This window comes from Nocardia wallacei, assembly GCF_029869545.1.
GTDB classification, from domain to species: domain Bacteria; phylum Actinomycetota; class Actinomycetes; order Mycobacteriales; family Mycobacteriaceae; genus Nocardia; species Nocardia wallacei_A.
This window is the reverse complement of record NZ_JARWQD010000106.1, coordinates 83706-106058: the sequence shown is the minus strand read 5'-3', so window position 1 is coordinate 106058 and position 22353 is coordinate 83706. Positions and strand designations below refer to the sequence as shown.

The window sequence follows — 22353 nt, the reverse complement described above, 5'->3', positions numbered from 1 at the left end:
GGATCGGGGCGCGCCGCGTCGGGGTCTGCGAATTCGGAGCGTGCGGCGTCGGAGCGTGCGGGGTCGGGGCGGGCGGCGTCGGGGTCTGCGAATTCGGAGCGTGCGGGGTCGGAGCGTGCGGGGTCGGGGCGTGGGGGGTCGGGGCGCGCCGCGTCGGATCGGGTGGTGCCGGAGCGCTCAGGATCGGGGCGGGCGGCGTCGGAGCGGGTGCCGTCGACGGTGCGGGCGGCGGGGGCGTTGGCGGCGCTCGAGGGCGGGATCGGCGTGATTGTGGCGATCGTGCTGGTTGTGCGTGGGCTGACCGGGGCGGATCAGAGCCTGACCAGTGCGTATGGGACCGCGGCGTGGTTCGCGGTGCTGGGCGGGGCGGTGCTGGCGGCGGGTATCGCGCTGCTGCTGGGGCGGCGCTGGGGCCGCGCCATCGCCGTGATCGCCCAGATCCTGCTGCTACCGGTGTCGTGGTACATGATCGGCAGCCAGCCCCAGTTCGGCATCCCCCTGGGCCTCGTCGCACTCGTCGCCCTGGGCCTGATGTTCTCCCCGCCATCGACCCGCTGGGCCGCCGAGGTCTACGACACCGCCGAGTGAGCCGCCCTCGGGGAGCACCCGCTACTTCCGAATGTGACGGACCGCCCGGCACACGCCCCGAATCCACCCGAATTGCCCCCTGAACGGGCCACAGAGACGCATTTGGTCAACCGTCCATGTTTCTTGGTCGGAATGCGCCCCCAAATGGCTATCGCAGTGCGCCTTCCTCACATATCCCGGCGCGCCCTCCTCACATATCCCGGCATGCTCTTCGCCGGGATCACTCGGGGAAGTAGGTCGGGTCGTGGTGGCAGGTGGTGTCGGTCGGGGGGAGGGTGCCGTCGCGGAAGTAGGTGTTGACGATGGTGCTGACGCAGGGGCTCAGGCCGACGCGGAAGGCGCCGTGTATGCGGGTGTCGGCCAGGGTGACCAGGCGTGAGGCCGACAGCTTTCGATGTAGCGCGACGCCGCTGTGGTAGGCGGTGCGGGGGTCGCCGGTCGCCTGCAGGATCAGCGCAGGCGTGGCGTTGTCGATCTCGGTGGCGGGCTCGACCGGATCCGGCCAGTACGCGCAGGCGGTGATGTTGTTGGCGAATGCGCCGAACACCGGCTGCGTCGGCCGGGCGGCCTCGATATTGCGGTGGTACCACGACGGATCGCGGGGCGCGGGCTTGTCGCCGCACATGACCGCGGCCAGGCCCGAGGGTTCGGTCGGGTTGGCGCCGCTGATCTTCTCCTTCAGCCGTCCCATATCGAACGGCAGCCCGGAGACGGCATCGGACACGATCCGCACCACCTCGGCGAGATCGGCGTTGAACCGCGGATTCAGCAGCAGCGCGAACAGCATCATCGGCACGGTGTGCTCGTCGATCAGATAGAGGTCGCGGGCGACGGGATGGCTCGCGGCGCGCCGGATCACGTCCTCGACGAACGCGCGGACCTGCGGGGCGCTGGCGCCGAAGTGATAGTCGCCGTCGCGGCGAGCCGCCCAGGCCGCCCAGTCGTCGAGCGCGGCCTCGTTGGCCGGGCCCATGTCCTGATACATGCCGAGCCAGTAGCGATCCGAGTCGACCGCGCTGTCGAGCACCATCCGGTCGCTGCGCCGCGGGAACAGCTGCATGTACACCGAGGCCAGATAGGCGCCGTAGGAGCCGCCGAAATAGCTGACCCGCTGGTGGCCGAGTGCGGCGCGCACGACATCCATATCCCGGGCGGTGTTGCGGGTGTTGATATTTCGGGCCTTCTCGGGGTCCGTGGCCAGGCACGAGGCGGCGAACGCGGCGGCCAGGGTGGTGTCGCGCGCCAGGCCGAAGGCGTCGAATCCGGCGGAGAACAGAATGGTCGGCAGCGGCAGCGCGCACTGCACCCGGTCCGATCGGCCGACGCCGCGCGGGTCCATGCCGATCAGGTCGTATCCGGCGCGTACGTCCGGTGTGAGCCGGTCCCGGACGGTGGTGATCATGCGCAGCCCCGGACCACCCGGACCGCCGGGATTGGTCAGCATGATCCGGTGTGGACGGTCCGGGTCGGTGGCGCGGAGGCGCGAGATGGCGACGGTCAGGGTGCGCGCGTCCGGGCGGCCGTAGTCGAGCGGGACGACGATGCCCGCGCATTCGGCCCCGGCCTCGTCGAGAACCGTGTCGTTGCAAGGTTTCCAGTCGACCTGCTGGGTGTAGAAGCGCTCCAGACCGGCGCGAGCCTCGGGTGCTGCTGCCACCGGGCCCGCGTACACGGCGGTGGCGAGCATGAATCCCGGTACGAGCCAGCGAATCCACGGTGTCCGCATCGAATCTTCCGCCCCTCGTGCGCGTTTCCCGCTCGGCCACGGTGGCGCGCCGGGAATTTCGATCACGACCTTATCGCCGATCACGCCCATACGGTTTCAGCGAACCGGGGACGGGGCGGATTTGCCCGATTCGCGCTGGGACTACCTCCGTCCGGCCCCCAGGAAGTCGGCGGAGCGCGCCAGGCCCGCGCTTTCGACGGCGCGGGCCGCCGGGGCGAGGGCGGTGAGCGTTGCCCGGATCTCCGGAATCCGGTCGTAGGCGGTCGCCGCCAGCGCGTCGGTGCGGGATTCGATATGTGTCCGCAGCGCGCGACCGGCCTCGGTCGGTTCGCCCGACTCCTTCAGCAACCCACGGGACGCCAGCCGGGATTGTGCTGCGGCCCAGTCGTTTTCGCTCCAGCTGCGCAGCTCGCGCCACAGCTGCGGGGGAGTGCCGGAGTCGGCGGCGAACAGCACGACGGCCTCGCAACCGTCGAGGCCCTCGGTCAGCAGCGTGGCGAAGTGCCCGTCGCCGCGATGCTCGCGTAGCGCGGTGACGGCCTGCCAGAGTGCCTCGACCGGATCCTCGGGAGCGGGCAGGTCCCGGTTGGCGGCGAACAGCGCGCGCCCGCCCGCGGGCGCGGCCTCCACCGCCGCCGTCAATGTCGGCAGTACCTGCCTCGCCACGTCGGCCAGATCGGGTGCCAGTTCGCGCAGCGCCCGCGCCGCCGACGTGCGGCGCGCCTCCAGAATCGCCTCCGGGTCGGCGAACGTCCATGCGTCCGGGACCGCACGCCGGACCATGTCGGGATGGAAGTTGTAGAAGATCGCCTCCACGACGGTGGGGCCCACCGCGCCGAGCGGTGCGGCCCGCGCACCGAAGTAGCCCATCCAGAAACCGCGCAGCCCAACGGCTTTGAGTGCGGATATGCAGTCGGGCGCGAAATACGTGACTCCGTGCAGCGGCTCGAGGACTCGCCACATGTCACGCGCGAAGGTGTCGCTCATGGGATCGACAATACGGCGGTACCGGGGATGCGCCGCGGCGGTGCGCAGCCACCCTTGGTGTGCATTCACACCACCCTGGGCGCCGGATACCACCCCTCGGAGGGCTGATATCGGCGGGCACTGCGACGGACAGTAGAACGACGTCCCGTCCACGAACCGGAGCACCCGATGTCGATCGTCAGCCTCGCCGCCGCGGCGGACCGTCGCGCGACTGTCCGGGCCGCGGACGGTGTCGAGCTGGCGGTCGTCGAATCGGGTCGGCGCACCGCGGATCTGACAGTTGTTCTGGTGCACGGACATTGCGCGAGTTCCGAATCCTGGACCTATGTGCGTGCCGAGCTGTCGCGGCGATATCCGGATGCCCGGCTGGTCTGCTACGACCATCGCGGCCACGGGGAATCCGCCGCGGCGCCCGCCATACCTACTCCACCGCGGCGGGCGATCTGCCGGGCGCCGGTGGCGCAGGCCACTCGGTCATCCTCGAACAGCCCGACCGAGTAGCCGAGGCCCTCACCCGCTCCGCCGACTCCCCAAGGCCCAACCCCAGCACCAGCGCCGCCTAGCAGCCATGAGCAAGTAGCAATGCGGCCGTGCCGTCGCCACCACAGCTGTGGCGGGCCGGGTCGCCGGATGGCAAACCGCTGATACCGGGTGGAATTTTCGGACGTCCCTGCGTTGTTGCCCCGGTGGGCGGCACCGCGGCGATCGGTTCCGCGATCGCGAGTGGTGCGTTTCGTGCGTGCCCCTGGATAGACGGGACATCCCTATGGTCTTCGGACTGTTCGCTGCGCTGGTGGCTTGCGTAGGGTTCGGGGTGGCGTCGGTGTTGCAGGCGTATGGTGCGCGTCGGGCGGCGGCCGCTGCGCGGGACCGGGGTGTCGGTGGTCAGACGACCGAGACCGGTGCTCCGACGGTCGCGTCCACCGTTGCGGCGGCGCTGACGGTGTGGTTCATCGTCGGCACCGCACTGGATGTGGTCGGCTTCGCCGGGAATGCGGTGTCGGCTCGGCTGGTTCCGCTCTTTCTGTCGCAGACGATCATGAGTGCGAACCTGGTCGTCACTGCGGTGCTGGGCATTTTCGTGCTCGGGATTCGGTTGCACGTGCGCGATTGGGTGGCGATTCTCACGGTGATCCTGGCGCTCGCGGTGCTCGGTGCCGCCGCGGGACACGAGGGCGGCGGCAGCGACGATGCCCGGCTGCACTGGGGTGTGTTGATCGCCGCGGTTCTTCTCTTCGCGATCAGCCAGTTGGTGGTGCGGCGCCTCGGATCCAGGGGCGCGGTGGCGGCCGGTCTCGCCGCGGGGCTGCTTTTCGGGGCCATGGCGATCGCCGTCCGCATCGTCCGCGGGATCGATCCGCCGGACCTGCCGACCCTGCTCGCCGACCCCGCCGCGTGGACGATCGCGGTGGCGGGCATCGGTGGCTTCTATCTGCATACCGTTGCGCTGCAACTGGGTTCGGTGAACGGTGCGACGGCGGCACTGGTCGTCGGTGAGACGGTCGTCCCGGGAATCGTGGGGGTGCTGCTGCTCGGCGACCTGTCGAAACCCGGCCTCGGGTGGCTGGCCGCCCTGGGCTTCGTCCTGGCCATCGGGGGAGCGGTCGCTGTCGCGGTGTTCGGCAATCTGTCGCAGGCGCAGGGGCCGTCGGATCCGCCCGGGCTCGATGCCGAGGACGAGCCCTCCTCAGCTCAGGCCTCGGCGAGCTGGGTGAGGGCGGCGCCGTCGAGGCGGTAGCCGGTCCATTCGTCCTGGGGTGTGGCGCCCAGCGACTTGTAGAAATCGATCGAGGGCGTATTCCAGTCCAGGACAGCCCAATCCACGCGCTGGTATCCGCGGGCGACCGCCTCGCGCGCCAGCTCGGTGAGCAGGGCCTTGCCCAGGCCGAGGCCGCGCGCCTCCGGCTTGACGAACAGGTCCTCCAGGTAGATGCCGTGGGTACCGGTCCAGGTCGAGTAGTTCAGGAACCAGATCGCGCAGCCCAGCACCGCATCGCTCGAATCATCCTGTGCCACATGGGCGAACACGGCCGGGCTCGGCCCGAACAGCGCGGCGTGCAGCTGTTCGGCGGTGAGGTGGCACAGGTCCCGGGACTTCTCGTACTCGGCGAGGTCGTAGACCAGGCCGACGAGGGCGGGCACGTCGGCGGGCGTGGCGCGGCGGATCATCGGACACCTCCGTCGAGTGTGGGGACCAGGTTGTGCGACAGCACCGTGCGCGCCCGGTGGTCGTGGCCCAGCACGCTGATCCCGCCGGTGGACATGAAGAAGCGGCGGCCCTCGCGGACGTCGAATTCGGCCCAGCGGGCGATCAGGGCGCGCGAGAAATGCCCGTGCCCGACCAGCACCACGTCGCGGGTGCGCAGCGCCGGGTCGACCGCGGCCAGCACCCGGTCGGCGCGGGCCTGCACCTGGGCGAGGGATTCGCCGCCCGGCACCTCCCCGGTGAAGATGGTCCAGCCCGGTACGGTGCGCTGGATCTCGGGCGTGGTGATGCCCTCGTAGTCGCCGTAATCCCATTCGACCAGGTCGTCGTCGACCTGCGCGGGGCCGAGGCCCGCCAGTTCCGCGGTGCGCACCGCGCGCTGTTTCGGGCTGGTCAGAACCAGCGGATCCCGCAGCTTCAACTCGCCGAGCAGGTCGCCCGCGGCGCGCGCCTGCTGCTCGCCCAGCGGCGTCAGCGGCACATCGGTGCGCCCGGTGTGCTTGCGCGCCTTCGACCACTCGGTTTCGCCGTGTCGCAGCAGCACCAGCCGGAAATCAGCATCGCCCATGCCGTCGATCATGCCCGAACGGCTCGTTCGCGCGGCATGGTGGCGTCGTTTCGGGCAGATCAGCGGAACAATTCGGCGTTCGCGGCGGACCAGGCGGCGAAGGTGGTGGACCGGCCGGTGAGCTCGGCGACCGTGCCGGTCGCGGCCTGCGGGTGCTCGACCCGCGCGGCCAGGCCCGCGACGTACCACCGCGTGAAGGATTCGCCCAGCATCGGCTCGAGGCGCGCGATCAGTTCTTCGGCAGGCACCGTCACGAACGACAGCTCGCGGCCGAGCGCCTCGGCCAGGAACCCGAGACGCTCTGCCCTGGTGAAGGTTTCGGGGCCGGTGAGTGTGTAGGTCGTGCCGAGGTGGCCGTCGCCGAGCAGGACAGTCGCCGCGACCCGAGCGATATCGTCCATGGCGATGGGGGCGTCGGCGGAATCCGGAAACGGTTCGCGCACTTCGCCTGTCGTGCGAATCTGTTCCGCCCAGTCGGTGGCGTTCTCCATGAATTCGTACGCATGGAGGTGGGTCCAGCCGACGCCCGACTTCTCGACCGCCCGCGCGATGGGCTGCCAGGTCGAGGTCTCGTCTCCGGACAGATCGACGATGTGCTCGATTCCGGCTCGACGCGCCGATTCGACCACCTCCGTGACGGTTTCGCGAACCGGTGCGAGATACATCCTTTCGACGCCCTCGAAGGCGGCGGGCAGCGAGGACGGCCGCCGCAGGTAGCCCTCGACCACCTCGACCTCGGGCGGGAACGCCGTGCGTTCCGGGTGGTTCGACAGCGCGCGGATATCCTCGGCCCCGAGATCCACCAGGTGGTCGACGACCATCCGGCCGATATTGGCGGTGGCGCCGGTCACGAGAATCTTCATGATCTCTACCTCCGGAAGTCGGCTCGGTGATCGGCGGCCCACTGCGCGAAGCTGCGCGGCGCTCGTCCGGTGATGCGGTGGAAAGTATCGGTGGGTGGAAGGCACCCGGTGCCGTCGATCGAGTCGATCCGCAGTTCGAGCATCCAGTCGACGTAGTCGGCCGGGTATCCCTCGCGGAGCCAGTGTTCCCGCGCCTGCCGGGGAGTCAGCTCGTCGAATCGGATGTCCTCGCCGATGGCCGCGGCGATGGCCCGGACCTGCTCGGCCTGGGTGACCTTGGCGGGGCCCGTGAGCGTGTACGCCGCGCCGAGGTGCGCGTCGGTCAGCAGGGCGGCCACGGCGACCTCGGCGATGTCGGCCTCGTGCACCCACGGGTAACCGGAGGTGGGGTACGGCTCCCGGACGACGCGCTCGGCGCGGATCGACTCCGCCCAGCTCAGCGCGTTGACCGCCAGCAGGCCGGGGCGCAGATGCGTCCATTCGACCCCGGTGGCCTCGACCCACTGCTCGACCTGTCGATGGGCGTCCCGCTCGACGGCCAGGTGTTCTCTCAGGTACCGCAGGGCCGGGTCGGCGGGCTCGTCGCCGGTGAATCCGGCCGCGGCCGCGGAATGCACCACGAACCGGCGTACGCCCGCCCGCGCCGCCTGCTCGACGAAGTGACCGCCGGGCGTGGTGACGTCGTAGATGTGTGGGAACAGGTAGACGCGCTCGATGCCCTCCAGCACCCCCGGCCAGGTATCGGGTTGCTCGAAGTCCCCGTATCGCACATCGACCGCGGCCGGAAGGTGCGCGGTCCGCGGAGCGCGGGTCATGGCCCGCACCGCCTGCCCGGCATCGACCAATCGGTGAACGAGGCGACGGCCGACATTGCCGGTCGCGCCGGTGACGAGAATGCGCATGGCACTCCTAACTCATAGCTCGAACCGATGCCTGAGCGAAGGTAGCGCTGGTGGAAGCGCCGATGCACATGGTTGTCGGACTTCCCACATATGCTTGCGCGCAGCGATTTTGTGCCATCTCCGGCGAGATACGTTGCAGTGCAACGGTAACGGTGATGCCACCTACGGCCGGTCCAGCACCGCCCGCAGGAAGTCTTGGGTGCGTTGGTTTTCCGGGGCGGTGAAGATTCGCTCCGGGTCGCCCTGTTCGATGACGCGGCCGCTGTCGAACATCATCACGCGGTCGGAGACGTCGCGGGCGAACTGCATCTCGTGGGTGACGCACAGGAAGGTGATGTCGGTGGTGGCGGCGATGTCCTTGAGCAGGTGCAGCATGCCGCTGACCAACTCCGGGTCCAGAGCGGAGGTCACCTCGTCCAGCAGCAGCACCGCCGGGTCCATCGCCAGTGCCCGGGCGATCGCCACCCGCTGCTGCTGCCCGCCGGACAGCTGGGTGGGCCGGGCGCTCACCTTGTCCGACAGGCCGACCAGCTCCAGCAGGTCCCGGGCGCGCGCCTCGGCCTCGGCCTTCGGCTTGCCCAGGCTGCGCACCGGGCCCTCGGTGACGTTGCGCAGCACGTTCATGTTCGGAAACAGGTTGAACTGCTGGAACACCATGCCGATGCGACGGCGCACGCGGCGCAGATGGGCCTCGTCCGCCGGGACCAGACGCTCGCCCTTGCGCATATGGGTCAGATAGTCGCCGCCCACCTCGATGGTGCCGGAGGTGACCCGCTCGATGGTCATCAGCAGCCGCAGGATCGTCGTCTTACCGGAGCCGGAGGGACCGATCAGCGTGACGAATTCCCCTGGGGCGACGCTGAAGTCGAGGTTGTCGAGGACGGTATTGGTGCCGTACCGCTTCACCACGTCGGTGAAGCGGATGATGGGTGTGCCCGTGTCGCCGGAGGCGGGCTCGACGGCCGGGCTTTCAGACAGTTCCGACACGGCGTTCCAACTTTCGTACCAGTATCGAGCAGGGATAGCTCAGCGCGAAGAAGACGAGACCGACGGCCAGCCACGCCTCCGGCCCGGCGCCGCCGGTATCGGCCGCGTACTCGGTCTTGACCTGATAGACCATGTCGAGCACGACGATCGCCGACAGCAGCGGCACCTCCTTGAACATCGCGATGGTGTAGTTGCCCAGCGCCGGGAGCACGCGCGGAACCGCCTGCGGCAGAATCACATCCGTCCAGGTGCGGGTGCGGGGCAGGCTCAGGGCCCGCGCGGCCTCCCACTGGGTCGCGGGCACCGCGTCGATACCCGCGCGGTACACCTCGGCGCAGTAGCAGGCGTAGTGCACGCCGAGCGCGGTGACGCCGACGATCAGCCGCTGCGTGCCGGTCTCCAGCCCGCCGAGCAGCTCGGGGCGGACCACCCAGTACAGCACGAAGATCTGCACCAGCAGCGGCGTACTGCGCACGAATTCGATGAAGGCCCACAGTATTTGATCGACCACCGGGATGCGCATGCGGCGGATCACGGCGAACACCAGCCCCAGCACATAGGCGACCAGCGAGCCGAGCAGCGTGAACTGGATGGTGACGAGCAAGCCGTCCCAGATGTAGGGGAAGGCCTCGAAAAACCGGTCCCAGCGCCATTTCTCCATCAGGCACCCACCGTCATCGACAGCCGGCTACGCCGACGCTGCGGCTCCCGCCCCACCCGCCGGGCGGCCAGTCGTTCCAGGATCCGCATGACGATCGTGATGGCGACCGCCAGCAGCAGATACAGCACCAGCTCCATCGCGTAGATCAGGCCGAGCTCGCGGGCGAAGGTGGGCACCGCCCGCAACTCGTCGGCCTTCTTGAAGATCTCCGGGACCGCGATGAAACTCAGGATCGCCGTGGCCTTCAGCAACTGGATGAACAGGTTGTTGAAGGAGGGCAGCATCTCGACCACCGCCTGCGGCAGGATCACCCGCCAGAGTCGTTGCGGCTCGGTGAAATTCAATGCGATCGCGCCCTCGACCTGAGTCTGCGGCACGGAACTTATTGCGCCGCGCACGATTTCGGCCCCGTAGGCGCCGTGGTTGAGGCCGAGCACGACGATGCCGACCAGCAGCAGGCTCTGCGCGGTGGCGCCCAGCCGGACCCCGAGGAAGATCGGGACGGCCACCGCGAAGAAGAACAGCTGCACCACCTCGGAACTGCCGCGGAAGCCCTCCACGTAGATCCGGGCGACGGCGCGCACCAGCCGCCACCGCGACAGCATCGCGATACCGGCCGCGAAGGCCAGCACGACGGTCAGCGCGATGCCGCCGACCGTCGCCCAGATCGTGAAGGGCAGCCCGACGGCGATCCGCTCCAGATAGGTGTCGAAATTCTCGGACACGGGCTCGGCTCAGGACTGGCAGTACTGCTCGGTGGTCATCGCGGGCGTCGGCTCGTTCGCCTTGGTCAGCCCGTATTTCTCGACGATCCGCAGCCACTCGCCGCTCTCGTGCACCTTCTTCAGCTCGCGGTTGAAGTCGGCGCGGAACGCGTCGTCGCCGATGCGGAAGTTGAAGGTGCCCACCGCGGGTTTGTCGGTGGCCTGGAACGACGGGGTGACCTCGAGGTTGGCGTCCGGGTTGTTCTTCACCAGCCACTGGGCGGTCACGTCCAGGATGGCGGCGCCGTACACGTCGCCGTTGCGGACGGCGCGCAGGATGTCGTCCTGCTTGGCCATCGGCTCGATGAGATTGCCCGGGACGCCTGCCTTTTCGGCGTAGCCGTTCTCGACCGCGCCGCCGAGCGTGGCGATCTTCACGCCCGCGCCCCCGATATCCTCGAATCTGTTGATGCTCTTGGGATTTCCCTTCGGGACCATGAACGACGAGCCCACCTGGTAGTCCGGATCGGCGAAGGCCGAACTCTCGCAGCGCTTCTTGTTGATGAACATGCCCGCCGCGACGAACGCGTAGTGGTTGGCGCGCACACCGTCGATGAGACCATCGAAATCGGTTACCACGCCCTCGATTTCATCGATTCCGAGATTCTTCAGCACCACCCGGGCCACCTCGGGGGCGTATCCGGTCAGCTGGCCGTCCTTGTCCAGGAACGACCACGGTGCCTCGTTCGCGAAACCGACCTTGATCTTTCCGGAGGTCTTGGCCTCCTCGTAGGTCACCGCGGCCGATCCGCCACCGCCGGTGCCGCAGGCGGTCGCGGCCACCGTGGCCACCGCGAGCGCCAGGGTCGCGATGCGCCACCAGCGGCCTCGCGTGCCTGTTGTCGTGGATTTCCTCATCACCGAACTCCTCTTCAGTTGTCCGTGCTGTCCTCGGAGGTCGTGTGCGAGGGTGTGCACGGGCGTTCCGGCGGAGTCTGCACCGGGCAGCACCGCCTATGACGAACCTCACACAAATGCCAAGAAATTGCAGTGCTTTCGAAAAAATGGGTGGATAACGAGCCGAGAGGAGCCGCCGATGTCCTTCAATTCGGAAGAAATAGCCTTCATCCGCTCTCAGCCGCTGGTCAGAATGGCCACGGTCGCACCGGACGGGCAGCCGGACGTGGTGCCGCTGGCCTGCGAATTCGACGGACGCGGATTCTGGGTCGGGGGTGTCGGCGAGTCGGTGCTCGCCACCCGGAAATTCCGGAATGTGGCCGCCGGAAACGACCAGGTCGCGTTGGTATTCGACGACCTGGTCTCTTTCGATCCGTTCGTCCCCCGGTGCCTACGGGTGTACGGCCGCGCCCGGGGGCCCGTGGATCGCACCGGAATGGTGGGGTCGGGCTTTTTCCTGCGCATCACGCCGACGGTGTCGTGGAGCTGGAACATGGCGGGCGATCCTGCGGGCGCGACCTGGTTCGAGCCGCGCCGGGCCGTGCACACCGCGGACGACGATCAGCCGAGCGCGTAGAGGTCGGTGCCGCGGCGCTCCAGGATGGTGGATCCGGTCACCGACAGCGAGATCGGCTCGCCGCGGTAGTTGTTGCGCTGCACCGGGATTCGGTCGGTCTGTGCGCCGGTGGCCGGATCCACCACGGCGATGCCGTCGACCACCGGCATGAGAATCCGCCCGGCCATCAGGGCCGGACTGCCCAGTGCGTCGGAGGCGGTCCAGAGCGGGTCGAAGGTGGTGGCGCTCAACGCGATCAGGCTGTTGCCGGTGAAGACCAGGAAGGCCGAGCCGACCCGGGTGGTCGTGATGCCGTCGGCCAGGGGAGCGGTGAGCCGGTGCGAGCCGACGGGATTGCCGCCCTGATCGAAGATGGCGAATTCCGGTGCGGCGGTGTCGGTTCCGGGCAGGTACAGCGCGATTCTGTTGTCCGACACCGCGACCACGCGGGCCTTGTCCGAGGCGGCGCCCGGCTCGGTGAGCACGTGCGAGCCGTACTCCTCGGGCACGGTGTTGTCCTTGGGCGCGGGGTTCAGCACGGTCAGGCGGTTCGCGGCGTCGCCGGGGCAGCGTTCCAGGACCGCCAGCCGGGTGGTGCCGGAGGCGGCCGACAGGTGGGTGCAATCGGTGCGCGGCTGGGTGCGGACGTTGATCGGCGCGTCGACATAGCCGTACTCGAGGGTGCGGACCAGATCCGAGCGCCATACCTCCAGCCGGTCCGAGCCGCGGGCCAGCGTGTAGGTGCCGTCCACCGACAGCGTCACCTGCCGGTCCATATAGCTGCTGCGGGCGGTGCGGCGGGCGCCGGTGTCGGCGGCCAGCAGCGTGGTCTGGCTGCAGCCGCGGTCGTCGCGATAGGTGGCGATCACGGTGCCGAACTGGCTCTCCACGCCGCACAGCGGCAGATCGCGCTGATACTTCCAGACCTGCTGGCCCGTCTGCGGGTCGCGACCGGTGACGGTGCCGCCGTCGCCGGTGATCGCGACGCCGCTCGCCGACAGGGCCCGGGTGCTGGCGCCGTCCGGTTCGCGCCACAGCTCGCGCAGCGCCTGCGGCAGCGCGAGCGCGGTGGTCGGCGGGGTGACCGCGCGCGCGGCAGGCTCGGACGTGGTGGCGCGGGCATCGCTGTTCACCCACACGACCACCACCGCGACCGCCACAACCACGGCGATCGCGACTGCGGCAAGGATATCGGCGCGCGTCCGCCGCTCAGGTGCGAGCACGCCAGCGAGGGTATCGGATCGTACGCCCCAGCCCCCGCCCCACCCACCCAATTCCCACCGCGCTTTCGACCGGAATCCGTACAGGATGAAGGTGGATTCCGGCCAAGAACACGCCGGAAATGAGGTGGTTGAGGCGCGCCGGAAATGTGGGCGCGCCTTCCGGCTCAGGCTGAGGCGGACACCGACGTGGAGTCGGCGTTTGCGGTGGAGCCGTTGTGCGATTCGGGGTTGTGGGGGTCCGAGTCGCCTGCGGGCTTGCGGCGGCGCCTGCGGCGGCGGGCGGGCTTGTCTGCCGGGTCGCCGTTGGCGTCCGAGGTGGACTCGGGGCGGCGGTCGCTCGAACCTGCGGAGTCGGCTGCGGACCTCGTGCCCGTGGCGTCGATGCCCGAGTCCTGGTCGCCTGCGGCCTTGGTGCCCGCGTCTTGACCACGTGCGCTCTTGCTGGTCGAGTCCTGGTTGCCCGCTTCGCTGGCCGTGCCTTGGCTACCTGCGTCCCGGTTGCCTGTGCCTTGGCTACCTGCGTCCCGGTTGCCTGTGTCTTGGCCAACTGCGTCCTTGTTGCCTCGGTTGCTCGCGGCCTGGGCGTCGGCATCGGCTGCGGGCTTGCGGCGGCGTCGGCGGCGGCGGGTGGGCTGGTCGCCGTCTTCGGGGGCTGGGGACGGTTGCGCCGCAGTGGGGTTCGCGGGCTCGGTGGTCGATTCGGTTGTGGGATCGGTGGTTTCGGCATCGATCGGCTTGCCGCGCACGGTGCGGCGGCGGTTGCGCTTGCGGGGGGTGCGTGGTTCGCGCTCGACGACGACGGCGTCCTCGTCGCGAACCGGCTTGCGCCGCAACGTGCCCGTCGCGCCCTCCGGGATGCCCAGATCCGAGAACAGGTGCGGGGAGCGCGAATACGTCTCCACCGGCTCCGGAATACCCAGGCTGAGCGCGGAATCGATACTGGCCCAACGGGTCAGCTCGTCCCAGTCGACCAGGGTGACCGCGACGCCGGTGCGCCCGGCCCGGCCGGTGCGGCCGATGCGGTGCACGTAGGTCTTCTCGTCCTCGGGGCACTGGTAGTTGACGACGTGGGTGACGTCGTCGATATCGATGCCGCGGGCGGCGACATCGGTCGCGACCAGCACGTCGATCTTGCCCTCGCGGAACTTCTTCAGCGCCTTCTCGCGCGCGATCTGCCCCAGGTCGCCGTGCACGGCGCCGACGGCGAACCCGCGGTCGGCCAGATCGTCGGCGACCTTCTGCGCGGTGCGCTTGGTGCGGGTGAAGATCATGGTGGCGCCGCGGCTCTCGGCCTGCAGGATCCGCGCGACCAGCTCGCTCTTGTCCAGCGCGTGCGCCCGGTAGACGAACTGCGCCGTGCGATCGTGCACCGCCGAATCGTGCGGCTCCTCGGCCCGGATATGGGTGGGCTTGTGCAGGAACGTGCGGGCCAGCGTGATGATCGGCCCCGGCATGGTCGCCGAGAACAGCATGGTCTGGCGCTGTTCGGGCACCATCGTCAGGATGCGCTCGATATCGGGCAGGAAGCCCAGGTCGAGCATCTCGTCGGCCTCGTCGAGCACCAGCACCCCGACCTTGCCGAGGATCAGATGCTGCTGTTCGGCCAGATCCAGCAGGCGTCCGGGCGTGCCGACGACCACGTCGACACCGGACCGCAGCGCCGCGATCTGCGCCTCGTAGGGGCGGCCGCCGTAAATGGAGGCCACCTGCAGCGGGCCGTTGTGGTTGGTCAGATATTTCCCGGCATTCTCCAGATCCTTGGTGACCTGGATGCACAGCTCGCGCGTGGGCACGATGACCAGCGCGCGCGGCGTGCCGTCCAGCGCGGTGGTGCCGGAATCGGCGGTGGCAATTCGATGCAGCAGCGGGACGCCGAATCCGAAGGTCTTGCCCATGCCGGTGCGGGCCTGGCCGATGAGATCCTCACCCGCCAGTGCCAGCGGCAGCGTGAGTTCCTGGATTGCGAAAGTGCGTTCGATTCCGATCTCGCCGAGCGCGCGCACGATTTCCGGGCGCACTCCCAATTCGGCGAAAGACGGGGCGGTGTGGGTGGGGTCGAGTTCGGCCGTCAGCAACGTTTCCGTCAGCCCCGGCTCCTGTTCGACAGTGATCTTGCTCAGGTTCGTGCCTTTCCTCGTGTAATTCGCATCTCGCGCGCACGAGGCGTGGGGCGGACCCGTGCGGTCCGCGACGACCACGTATCCGCCGTCGTTCCCACCTCGACCGCTGCGGGACACCGGGATGGCATCGACCTGGCGCGGCGTAATGGTGGTGCGGATCTGGTGCGCGCACATTTTCCGTGGGCCGCGGTGACCCCTGCCGGTCGCGATCGATCTCGCAAGGAGGGTGAATTTCCGTTGCCCAGACAGATTGTAGCGTGATAGCTTCTTCTCCCCGAATTCCGGCTCCCGTGAATCTCCCGCGGTAATAGGCCGGACGTTTCCGCATACCCTCGTTCCCCTGCCCGTGGAGCCCTGCGGCACAGCACAATTCAGATCTCGCGGGGAATTCGGTACGACCGCGAGGCGGCGGATTTCGCCGCGCGTGTGGTGTCCGACACCACATATGTGTGACACCGTGTCACGGGTTAGGTTGGTGCGCGTGAGTCTGGCAGACACCGTGACAACGGCCGCGCGCAACATGTGGGCCCTGACCCTCGGCGACGGCATCGAGGCGCCCGCCCCCACCCCGTCGACGGTGCTGTGGGACGAACCGCATCGCCAGCTGCGGCGATTCGAGCCCGCCGCCGAACCGGCCGATGCCGCCGCATCCGTAGACGACGCCGCGGTGCTGCTCGTTCCGCCGCTGGCCGCCCCCGCCACCTGCTTCGACCTGCGCCCGGATCAGAGCCTGGCGCGCTTCCTGCTCGACGCGGGTCGCCACCCGTACGTGATCGACTACGGCGAGATCACCTTCGCCGACCGGGGCATGGGCTTCGAGGACTGGATCGACGACATCCTGCCGGGGGCGGTCCAGGCGGCCAGCGCCGATCGCGGGGGAGCGCCGGTCGATCTCGTCGGCTGGTCGCTGGGCGGCGTGCTGGCGCTGCTCACCGCCGCCGCCGATGCCGCCCTGCCGATCCGCTCGATCACCGCGGTCGGCGCGCCGCTCGACTACGACAAGGTCACCGGGGTGCCGCAGGTCCGGGCGATGGCCCGGCTCACCCGCGGGCTGGCCACCTCCACCCTGGTGCGCGCGGCGGGCGGGGTGCCCGCGCCGCTGACCCGGCTGGGGTACCGGGCCACCTCGTGGGAGCGCGAACTGCGCCGCCCGATGTTCATCGCTGCCAACATCACCGACAGCGCGACGCTGGGGCGGATGGAAACCATCGATCGCTTCCAGGCGCGGATGCCCGGCTATCCGGGCCGGCTGTACAACCAGCTGTGGAGCCGGTTCATGCTGGCCAACGACATCGGAAAGGGCGTGGTGCGGCTCAACGACGCGAGCATCGCGCTGGCCGACATCACCGCGCCGGTGCTGCTCGTCGGCGGGCCGAGCGACGTGATCACGCCCGCCGCGGCGGTCGAACACGGCACCGTCACGCTCACCGGCGCCCGCGAGGTGCGCTATGAAACGGCGCCCGGCAGCCACCTCGGCATCCTGACCGGACCGACCGCCCGCGATACCACGTGGACCTACCTCGAGAAGTTTCTGCGGGATCGGTCGTGACCGGTCACACGGTCGCCGCCGCGCCTATTAGGGTGGGGAGCATGGGAGCAAACCCGTCTGCCGCGCTGGGCGTCTCGAACGGAACCGACGCCCGTATCCCCGCCGACCATCCCGGTGTCCTCGACCTTTTCGCGGTGCTCGCCTACGGCGAGATCTCGGCGTTCTACCGGCTCGCCGAGGAGGCGAAGCTCTCGCCGACGCTGCGCGGCAAGGTGGCCGTGGCCAAGATGGCCGCCGCGGAGATGGAGCACTTCGAGACGCTGGAGCAGGCGCTGCGCTCGCGCGGCGTGGACGTCTTCGACGCGATGGCGCCGTTCGTGCGCGCGCTGGACGCCTACCACGCGTCGACCGACCCCTCGACCTGGCTCGAGTCGATGGTGAAGTTCTACGTGGGCGACGGTATCGCCGCCGACTTCTACAACGTGCTGGCCGATGCGCTGGCGCCCGAGGTGGGCACCGTCGTGCACGACGTGCTGGCCGAGACCAGCCATTCCGAATTCGTGGTGGAGGAGGTGCGCCGCACCGTCGCCGAGAGCCGGTCCGAGCGCGACCGGCTCACCCTGTGGGGGCGGCGGCTGCTGGGTGAGGCGATCACCCAGGCGCAGTACGTGATGGCGCAGCGCGACGAGCTCACCGAACTGGTCCTCATCGCCACCGGCGACCTCAACGGCATCGCCGCCCTGTTCGAGCGCATGCAGGCCAGTCATGCCGAGCGCATGCGCGTGCTGGGCCTGGGCTGAGGCCCGGGACGAAGGTTCGCTGACAGCGCACCTGGCGCGTCACTCTGCCCACTCGTCCTGCATTAGCCTGAGCAGGACAGCATCAGGACTCTAGGAGGTTGGCCGTGGAGGTCAAGATCGGTATTTCGGATAGCCCGCGCGAGCTCGTCATCACCAGTTCGCAGACCCCGGAAGAGGTCGAGGCGCTGGTGTCCGGTGCGCTGGAGGGTAACGGCGGCGTGGTGGCGCTGACCGACGAGAAGGGCCGCAAATACCTGATCCAGGCCGCCAAGGTCGCCTACGTGGAGATCGGCACGTCGACCAGCGGCCGCGTGGGTTTCGCTGCGGTGTAATTCGCGAGGCGAAAAGCGAAAAGCCCACCCGGGACCGGGTGGGCTTTCGTCGTTCCGGCCGGGATCTATTCGTGGGGATGCAGCGGGACCCGGGACAGGCCGCCCCAGCACAGGGCGACGGTGGTGTCGACCGCCTCCTCCTTCGGGATGGGGCGGTCGGCCTCCAGCCAGTAGCGGGCGGTGATCTGGCTGGCGCCGACCAGGCCCACGGCGAGGATCCGGGCGCGGTAGGGGTCCAGGCCCGAGTCGTGCGCGACGAGGTCGAAGACCGCGTCCACGCAGGCCTCGGTGGCCTGCTCCACCCGGCGCTGCACCTGCGGCTCGCTGGTCAGGTCGGATTCGAAGACCAGCCGGAAACCCTGGGTCTCGTGGTCGACGAAATCGAAGTAGGCGGCGACGGCCGCGCGCACGCGCTGGCGGTTGTCGGTGGTGGAGCGCAGCGCCTGGCGCACGCTCGACACCAGCACGTCGGTGTAGTTCTGCAGCACCGCGAGATAGAGTTCCAGCTTGCTCGAGAAGTGCTGGTACAACACGGGTTTGGAGACACCGGCACACTGGGAGATCTCGTCCATCCCGGCCGCGTGGTAGCCGCGTAGCACGAAGACCTCGCCGGCGGCGGTCAGCAACTGTGCGCGGCGTGCCTCACGAGGCAGGCGGGTGCCGCGCTTGCTCGGCGCCATGGCCTCGGACGACAATCGTGACGACGTCATCCGGTCCACGAGGTCTGTCATTTCGGCTCTCCCAATCGATTCCCGGCGATGAATGGATGTGCACGGGTATCCCACGAACGATACTCGTTCCTGAGACGACATGCCGATCCCGGCACCTATTGGCAACCTGTCAGTAACTGGTGGTCCAGAGCAATCTCGCACAGTCGTGAGAAATATCGCAACCCCAGCAGGCCCGAGATCGGTCGGGCAGTGCCCTCGGGCCGGTTGTGAGACTCTGGTGAAGTGACCGACGAACGGGGCAGATCGACCGGCGGGCGAGATTCCCGTCGCCTCGTGGATGCCTTCTCGTCGCGGGCCGCCGGCTTCGGCGCCAGACGCCGGACCGGGAACGGCCCGGAGAGCAGGGCCCCGCAGGCCGGGGCCCCGGAGATCTACGACCCGCTCGGCCTGTACACCGAGCCGAACGGCAACGGTCACCCTCCCGGCGCCGACCGCTGGCGTCAGCCGCTGCGAGCGTCCTGGGACCCGGCCGGTACGCGGGACGCGCGGTCGGGGGCCGAACCCGAGCGCGACGCCGGGAAACGGAGCGCCCTGGGCCGGTTCGTCGCCACCTACGGCTGGCGCGCCTACGCGCTTCCGGTGCTGTTCGTGATCACCGTGCTGGTGGCCGTGGATGCTGTCAAGGGGGCTGGCGATCCGGACGGCGCGGGCGCGCCCGGCCTGGGCAGGCTCAGCGGGCACACCGACAAGGCGGGCATCATCGGCGCCCCGCCGACCGGTGACGGCAAGTTCGGCGACCTGCCCAGCGGGGCGCTGCCCGCCGGTGGCGCGTTCGCCGAGGCCGGGACGGGCACCTGGCGGCTGGTGCGCGGCACCTCGGCGCAGATCGGCGCGGCGCAGGGGCATCTGTTCAGCTACACGGTCGAGGTCGAGGACGGCGTGGACACCTCCGCGCTCGGCGGCGACGACGCGGTGGCGAAGATGGTCGAGGCGACCCTGGCCAATCCCAAAAGCTGGACTCACGATCCCAAATTCGGCTTCCGCCGCATCGACTCCGGCGAACCCGATTTCCGGATCTCGCTGACCTCCCGCCAGACCACCAAGACCGCCTGCGGCTTCGATATCCCGATCGACTCCTCGTGCTACAACGCCGATCTCGGGCGGGTGGTGCTGTCGGAGGTGCGGTGGGTGCGCGGTGCGCCGGCGTTCGAGGGAGATATCGGTTCGTACCGCCAGTACCAGATCAATCACGAGGTCGGGCACGCCATCGGCTACCACGAGCATCAGCCGTGCGAGAGCGACGGCGGCCTGGCGCCGGTGATGATGCAGCAGACCTTCGGCACCCGCAACAACGACATCGCGGCGCTGGACCCGCAGGGCGTGGTGCCGATGGACGGCAAGAAGTGCCGGTTCAATCCCTGGCCCTACCCCCGCGGCTGATCGCCCGGCCGGTGCGGCACGATGGTGGGGAAGAACGGCCCGAGTCGCGGTGTTGCACAACAGTGCGTTGCCGTCATGGAGCGCAGCGCGATCGGCGAATTCGATTCGAGGAGTCTGAGGACGTGTCAGCAGCACAATCCCTGCCGCCACTGGTCGAACCGGCCGCCGAGCTGACCCGGGACGAGGTCGCTCGGTACAGCCGGCATCTGATCATTCCGGATCTGGGCGTGGACGGGCAGAAACGGCTGAAGAACGCCAAGGTGCTGGTGATCGGCGCGGGCGGCCTGGGCTCGCCCGCACTGCTGTATCTGGCCGCGGCCGGGGTGGGCACGCTGGGCATCGTGGAGTTCGACGAGGTGGACGCGTCGAATCTGCAGCGGCAGATCATTCACGGCGAGTCCGATATCGGGCGCAGCAAGGCCGACAGCGCGCGGGATTCGATTCTCGAGATCAATTCCGGAATCGACGTGCGGCTGCACAAGATTCGGCTGGAGCCGGAGAACGCGGTGGAGCTGTTCTCGGAGTACGACCTGATCGTCGACGGCACCGACAACTTCGCGACCCGGTATCTGGTCAACGACGCGGCGGTGCTCGCGGGCAAGCCGTACGTGTGGGGGTCGATCTACCGGTTCGAGGGCCAGGTGTCGGTGTTCTGGGAGGACGCACCGGACGGGCGGGGGATCAACTACCGCGACCTGTACCCCGAGGCCCCGCCGCCGGGCATGGTGCCCTCCTGCGCCGAGGGCGGCGTGCTGGGCGTGCTGTGCGCCTCGATCGGATCGGTGATGGTGACCGAGGCGATCAAGCTGATCACCGGCATCGGCGAGACGCTGCTGGGCCGGTTGATGGTGTACGACGCACTGGATATGAACTACCGGACCATCAAGCTGCGCCGGGATCCGGAGCGGCAGCCCATCACCGAGCTGATCGACTACGAGGCGTTCTGCGGCGTGGTGTCCGAGGAGGGCCAGTCCGCGGCGCTCGGTTCGACCGTCACCGCGCGCGAGCTGAAGGACATGCTCGACGCGGGCAAGGATGTCGCGATCGTCGACGTCCGCGAGCCCGTCGAGTGGGACATCGTGCGCATCGAGGGTGCGACGCTGATTCCGAAGGACCGCATCCTGTCCGGTGAGGCGCTGGCGGAGCTGCCGCAGAACCGCCCGATCGTGCTGCACTGCAAGACGGGTGTGCGTTCGGCCGAGGCGCTGGCGGCCCTGAAGAACGCCGGATTCTCCGACGCGGTGCACCTGCAGGGCGGAATCATCGCCTGGGCCAACCAGATCGACCCCACGCTGCCGGTGTACTGATACCGGCAGCGTGGGGATCAGGCAGCGGCTGACCGGCGCGTGGGGACCAGGCAGCGGCTGACCCGCGCGGGGTATTCCCCCCTCGCGTGGTTCGTTTGCGGGGACCGAATCCCCCTCCGGCCGACTAACATCCATTCGAAAGTGTGCAAAGGGTGTTAATCCGGCGCTGTTCCGTGGCGCGGACAACGGGCCGCGTCGGGTGCGGGAGCTGGAGGTTCGATGCTGATAGCCACATCGGCGCGGCTTCCGTGGTGGACAACGGTCCGGGAGTACGGTACGGCCGTGACGTCTGTGGAACCTCCCGAACATGTGCGGGCCACGTTCGGGCTTCGCGAGGTGACCCCGGTCGCGCTGGGCGATTGGGACGGCGGATGGCGCTGCGGCGATGTGGTGCTGTCGCCGGTTGCCGACCATGCCCGCGCCGCATGGTCGGCCAAGGTGCGCGAGGCGCTGCAGGTGGACGGGTTGCGGCTGGCCCGTCCGGTGCGCGGGACCGACGGGCGTTACGTCGTATCCGGTTGGCGCGCGGACACTTTCCTGGAGGGCACGCCCGAGCCCCGGCACGACGAGGTGGTGTCGGTGTCGCTGCGGCTGCATCAGGCGACCGCGAAACTCGAGCGGCCGCGGTTCCTGGTGCAGCAGCCGATCGCGCCGTGGGTGGATGTGGACGTCTTCGTCGCCGCCGACCGCGCCGCCTGGGAGCCGGTCCCGCTGCGCAGCCTGAAGCTGGGCGGCATGCTCCCGACCACCTCGCCCGACGGCCGGCGCAGCCTCGAAATGCTCGCCCAGCTGGCCACTCTGCGCAAACCCGTACAGACACCGTCGCAGTTGGTGCACGGCGACCTGTTCGGCACCGTCCTCTTCTCGGGTGCGTTCACGCCCGGCCTCACCGACCTCACCCCCTACTGGCGTCCCGCCCCCTGGGCCGCCGGGGTGATCGTCGTCGACGCTCTGTCGTGGGGCGGCGCCGACGACGGCCTGCTGACCCGCTGGGCCGACCTCCCCGAATGGCCGCAAATGATCTTGCGAGCGGTCATGTTCCGCCTCGCGGTCCACGCACTGCACCCCCGCTCCACCCCGGAGGCGTTCCCGGGCCTGGCCCGCACCGCCGACATGATCCGGATGAAACTCTGAAGCCCCCTGCGCCGCACCGTCGAACCGTAGACTGAGGGGTACCCGCATCGCGGCGACCGGGTTGTTCCGCTGTCGCTGTGGTTCGGATGTTCCGCTCTGGACCCCGGCGGCTCGTTCATGCGAATCCGAGAG

22 protein-coding genes and 1 pseudogene are annotated in these 22353 nt (G+C 69.1%); 10 read left to right on the top strand and 13 right to left on the bottom strand.

The window, feature by feature from the left end:
* Positions 1-165 precede the first annotated feature (165 nt).
* Positions 166-588 carry a hypothetical protein gene (locus tag QH290_RS07420; protein WP_280382331.1) on the top strand — a complete coding sequence of 141 codons (423 nt, stop codon included), beginning with the start codon at positions 166-168 and terminating at the stop codon, positions 586-588.
* A 220-nt stretch (positions 589-808) separates the two neighbouring features.
* Here QH290_RS07420 and QH290_RS07415 read toward each other — a convergent pair whose 3' ends face one another.
* Together QH290_RS07415 and QH290_RS07410 are read right to left on the bottom strand one after the other, a co-directional pair.
* Positions 809-2314 (bottom strand): alpha/beta hydrolase, encoded by a 1506-nt coding sequence (locus QH290_RS07415; protein ID WP_280382330.1) that lies wholly within the window; start codon positions 2312-2314, stop codon positions 809-811.
* Positions 2315-2455: 141 nt separating this feature from the next.
* On the bottom strand, positions 2456-3301 hold the full coding sequence (locus QH290_RS07410) for an SCO6745 family protein (RefSeq protein ID WP_280382329.1): 846 nt from the start codon (positions 3299-3301) through the stop codon (positions 2456-2458).
* Positions 3302-3469: 168 nt separating this feature from the next.
* On the opposite strand from QH290_RS07410, the gene QH290_RS07405 reads away from it, so the two are divergent.
* Both QH290_RS07405 and QH290_RS07400 read left to right on the top strand, forming a co-directional pair.
* Positions 3470-3802, top strand: a complete 333-nt coding sequence (locus tag QH290_RS07405; RefSeq protein WP_280382328.1) for an alpha/beta fold hydrolase — start codon at positions 3470-3472, stop codon at positions 3800-3802.
* A 265-nt stretch (positions 3803-4067) separates the two neighbouring features.
* Entirely contained in the window at positions 4068-5039 is a 972-nt protein-coding gene (locus QH290_RS07400) for a hypothetical protein (RefSeq protein WP_280382327.1), read from the top strand.
* On the opposite strand, the gene QH290_RS07395 is transcribed toward QH290_RS07400, so the two are convergent.
* From QH290_RS07395 to ehuB, 8 genes are all read right to left on the bottom strand, one after another.
* Positions 4994-5470 (bottom strand): GNAT family N-acetyltransferase, encoded by a 477-nt coding sequence (locus QH290_RS07395; protein ID WP_280268486.1) that lies wholly within the window; start codon positions 5468-5470, stop codon positions 4994-4996. The genes QH290_RS07400 and QH290_RS07395 overlap by 46 nt on opposite strands.
* Entirely contained in the window at positions 5467-6075 is a 609-nt protein-coding gene (locus tag QH290_RS07390) for an acid phosphatase (protein WP_280268485.1), read from the bottom strand. Before QH290_RS07390 ends, QH290_RS07395 begins: the two co-directional genes overlap by 4 nt.
* 59 nt (positions 6076-6134) lie before the next feature.
* Positions 6135-6938 carry an NAD(P)H-binding protein gene (locus QH290_RS07385; protein ID WP_280382326.1) on the bottom strand — a complete coding sequence of 268 codons (804 nt, stop codon included), beginning with the start codon at positions 6936-6938 and terminating at the stop codon, positions 6135-6137.
* 5 nt (positions 6939-6943) lie between these two features.
* Positions 6944-7840 carry an NAD(P)H-binding protein gene (locus tag QH290_RS07380; protein ID WP_280268483.1) on the bottom strand — a complete coding sequence of 299 codons (897 nt, stop codon included), beginning with the start codon at positions 7838-7840 and terminating at the stop codon, positions 6944-6946.
* 162 nt (positions 7841-8002) lie between these two features.
* Positions 8003-8767, bottom strand: coding sequence for an ectoine/hydroxyectoine ABC transporter ATP-binding protein EhuA (ehuA, locus tag QH290_RS07375; RefSeq protein ID WP_280268496.1), 765 nt, complete (start codon positions 8765-8767; stop codon positions 8003-8005).
* A gap of 43 nt (positions 8768-8810) precedes the next feature.
* Entirely contained in the window at positions 8811-9488 is a 678-nt protein-coding gene (ehuD, locus tag QH290_RS07370; protein ID WP_280268482.1) for an ectoine/hydroxyectoine ABC transporter permease subunit EhuD, read from the bottom strand.
* Positions 9488-10213, bottom strand: a complete 726-nt coding sequence (locus QH290_RS07365; RefSeq protein ID WP_280268481.1) for an amino acid ABC transporter permease — start codon at positions 10211-10213, stop codon at positions 9488-9490. The genes ehuD and QH290_RS07365 overlap by 1 nt, the downstream gene beginning before the upstream one ends.
* 9 nt (positions 10214-10222) lie before the next feature.
* Positions 10223-11110: an ectoine/hydroxyectoine ABC transporter substrate-binding protein EhuB gene (gene ehuB / locus QH290_RS07360; RefSeq protein WP_280268480.1), complete on the bottom strand. Its 888-nt coding sequence runs from the start codon at positions 11108-11110 to the stop codon at positions 10223-10225.
* Between the two features lie 178 nt (positions 11111-11288).
* Between ehuB and QH290_RS07355 the strand changes: the two genes are divergently transcribed.
* A complete protein-coding gene (locus QH290_RS07355) occupies positions 11289-11726 on the top strand; it encodes a PPOX class F420-dependent oxidoreductase (RefSeq protein WP_280268479.1) in 438 nt (145 codons plus the stop codon).
* Here QH290_RS07355 and QH290_RS07350 read toward each other — a convergent pair.
* Both QH290_RS07350 and QH290_RS07345 read right to left on the bottom strand, forming a co-directional pair.
* A complete protein-coding gene (locus QH290_RS07350) occupies positions 11711-12928 on the bottom strand; it encodes an Rv3212 family protein (RefSeq protein ID WP_280268478.1) in 1218 nt (405 codons plus the stop codon). The genes QH290_RS07355 and QH290_RS07350 overlap by 16 nt on opposite strands.
* Positions 12929-13664: 736 nt before the next feature.
* Positions 13665-15015: pseudogene (locus tag QH290_RS07345) on the bottom strand (DEAD/DEAH box helicase); the annotation flags it as partial.
* Between the two features lie 514 nt (positions 15016-15529).
* Here QH290_RS07345 and QH290_RS07340 point away from each other — a divergent pair.
* The 3 genes from QH290_RS07340 to QH290_RS07330 all read left to right on the top strand — a co-directional run bounded on the left by QH290_RS07340 (position 15530) and on the right by QH290_RS07330 (position 17669).
* Complete coding sequence (locus tag QH290_RS07340; protein ID WP_280268477.1) at positions 15530-16597, top strand: alpha/beta fold hydrolase; 1068 nt, start codon at positions 15530-15532, stop codon at positions 16595-16597.
* Between the two features lie 41 nt (positions 16598-16638).
* On the top strand, positions 16639-17337 hold the full coding sequence (locus QH290_RS07335; protein WP_280268476.1) for a ferritin-like fold-containing protein: 699 nt from the start codon (positions 16639-16641) through the stop codon (positions 17335-17337).
* Between the two features lie 104 nt (positions 17338-17441).
* Complete coding sequence (locus QH290_RS07330; protein WP_280268475.1) at positions 17442-17669, top strand: DUF3107 domain-containing protein; 228 nt, start codon at positions 17442-17444, stop codon at positions 17667-17669.
* 65 nt (positions 17670-17734) lie between these two features.
* Here the strand turns inward: QH290_RS07330 and fasR are convergent, their stop codons facing one another.
* Positions 17735-18400, bottom strand: coding sequence for an HTH-type transcriptional activator FasR (gene fasR / locus QH290_RS07325; protein WP_280268474.1), 666 nt, complete (start codon positions 18398-18400; stop codon positions 17735-17737).
* 387 nt (positions 18401-18787) lie between these two features.
* Between fasR and QH290_RS07320 the strand changes: the two genes are divergently transcribed.
* The 3 genes from QH290_RS07320 (at position 18788) to QH290_RS07310 (ending at position 22221) form a co-directional block, all read left to right on the top strand.
* Positions 18788-19780 carry a DUF3152 domain-containing protein gene (locus QH290_RS07320; protein WP_425301835.1) on the top strand — a complete coding sequence of 331 codons (993 nt, stop codon included), beginning with the start codon at positions 18788-18790 and terminating at the stop codon, positions 19778-19780.
* Positions 19781-19902: 122 nt separating this feature from the next.
* Entirely contained in the window at positions 19903-21087 is a 1185-nt protein-coding gene (gene moeZ, locus QH290_RS07315; protein ID WP_280382325.1) for an adenylyltransferase/sulfurtransferase MoeZ, read from the top strand.
* Positions 21088-21369: 282 nt separating this feature from the next.
* Positions 21370-22221 (top strand): TIGR02569 family protein, encoded by an 852-nt coding sequence (locus QH290_RS07310; protein WP_280267505.1) that lies wholly within the window; start codon positions 21370-21372, stop codon positions 22219-22221.
* Positions 22222-22353 lie beyond the last annotated feature (132 nt).

Excerpts from the sequence above, each read along its gene's own strand:
- QH290_RS07390 (WP_280268485.1), bottom strand. The coding sequence starts at position 6,075 with ATGGGCGATGCTGATTTCCGGCTGGTGCTGCTGCGACACGGCGAAACC.
- QH290_RS07385 (WP_280382326.1), bottom strand. The coding sequence starts at position 6,938 with ATGAAGATTCTCGTGACCGGCGCCACCGCCAATATCGGCCGGATGGTC.
- fasR (WP_280268474.1), bottom strand. The coding sequence starts at position 18,400 with ATGACAGACCTCGTGGACCGGATGACGTCGTCACGATTGTCGTCCGAG.
- QH290_RS07415 (WP_280382330.1), bottom strand. The coding sequence starts at position 2,314 with ATGCGGACACCGTGGATTCGCTGGCTCGTACCGGGATTCATGCTCGCC.
- ehuB (WP_280268480.1), bottom strand. The coding sequence starts at position 11,110 with ATGAGGAAATCCACGACAACAGGCACGCGAGGCCGCTGGTGGCGCATC.
- QH290_RS07410 (WP_280382329.1), bottom strand. The coding sequence starts at position 3,301 with ATGAGCGACACCTTCGCGCGTGACATGTGGCGAGTCCTCGAGCCGCTG.
- QH290_RS07380 (WP_280268483.1), bottom strand. The coding sequence starts at position 7,840 with ATGCGCATTCTCGTCACCGGCGCGACCGGCAATGTCGGCCGTCGCCTC.
- ehuD (WP_280268482.1), bottom strand. The coding sequence starts at position 9,488 with ATGGAGAAATGGCGCTGGGACCGGTTTTTCGAGGCCTTCCCCTACATC.
- QH290_RS07395 (WP_280268486.1), bottom strand. The coding sequence starts at position 5,470 with ATGATCCGCCGCGCCACGCCCGCCGACGTGCCCGCCCTCGTCGGCCTG.
- QH290_RS07335 (WP_280268476.1), top strand. The coding sequence starts at position 16,639 with ATGGGAGCAAACCCGTCTGCCGCGCTGGGCGTCTCGAACGGAACCGAC.
- QH290_RS07405 (WP_280382328.1), top strand. The coding sequence starts at position 3,470 with ATGTCGATCGTCAGCCTCGCCGCCGCGGCGGACCGTCGCGCGACTGTC.
- QH290_RS07400 (WP_280382327.1), top strand. The coding sequence starts at position 4,068 with ATGGTCTTCGGACTGTTCGCTGCGCTGGTGGCTTGCGTAGGGTTCGGG.
- QH290_RS07355 (WP_280268479.1), top strand. The coding sequence starts at position 11,289 with ATGTCCTTCAATTCGGAAGAAATAGCCTTCATCCGCTCTCAGCCGCTG.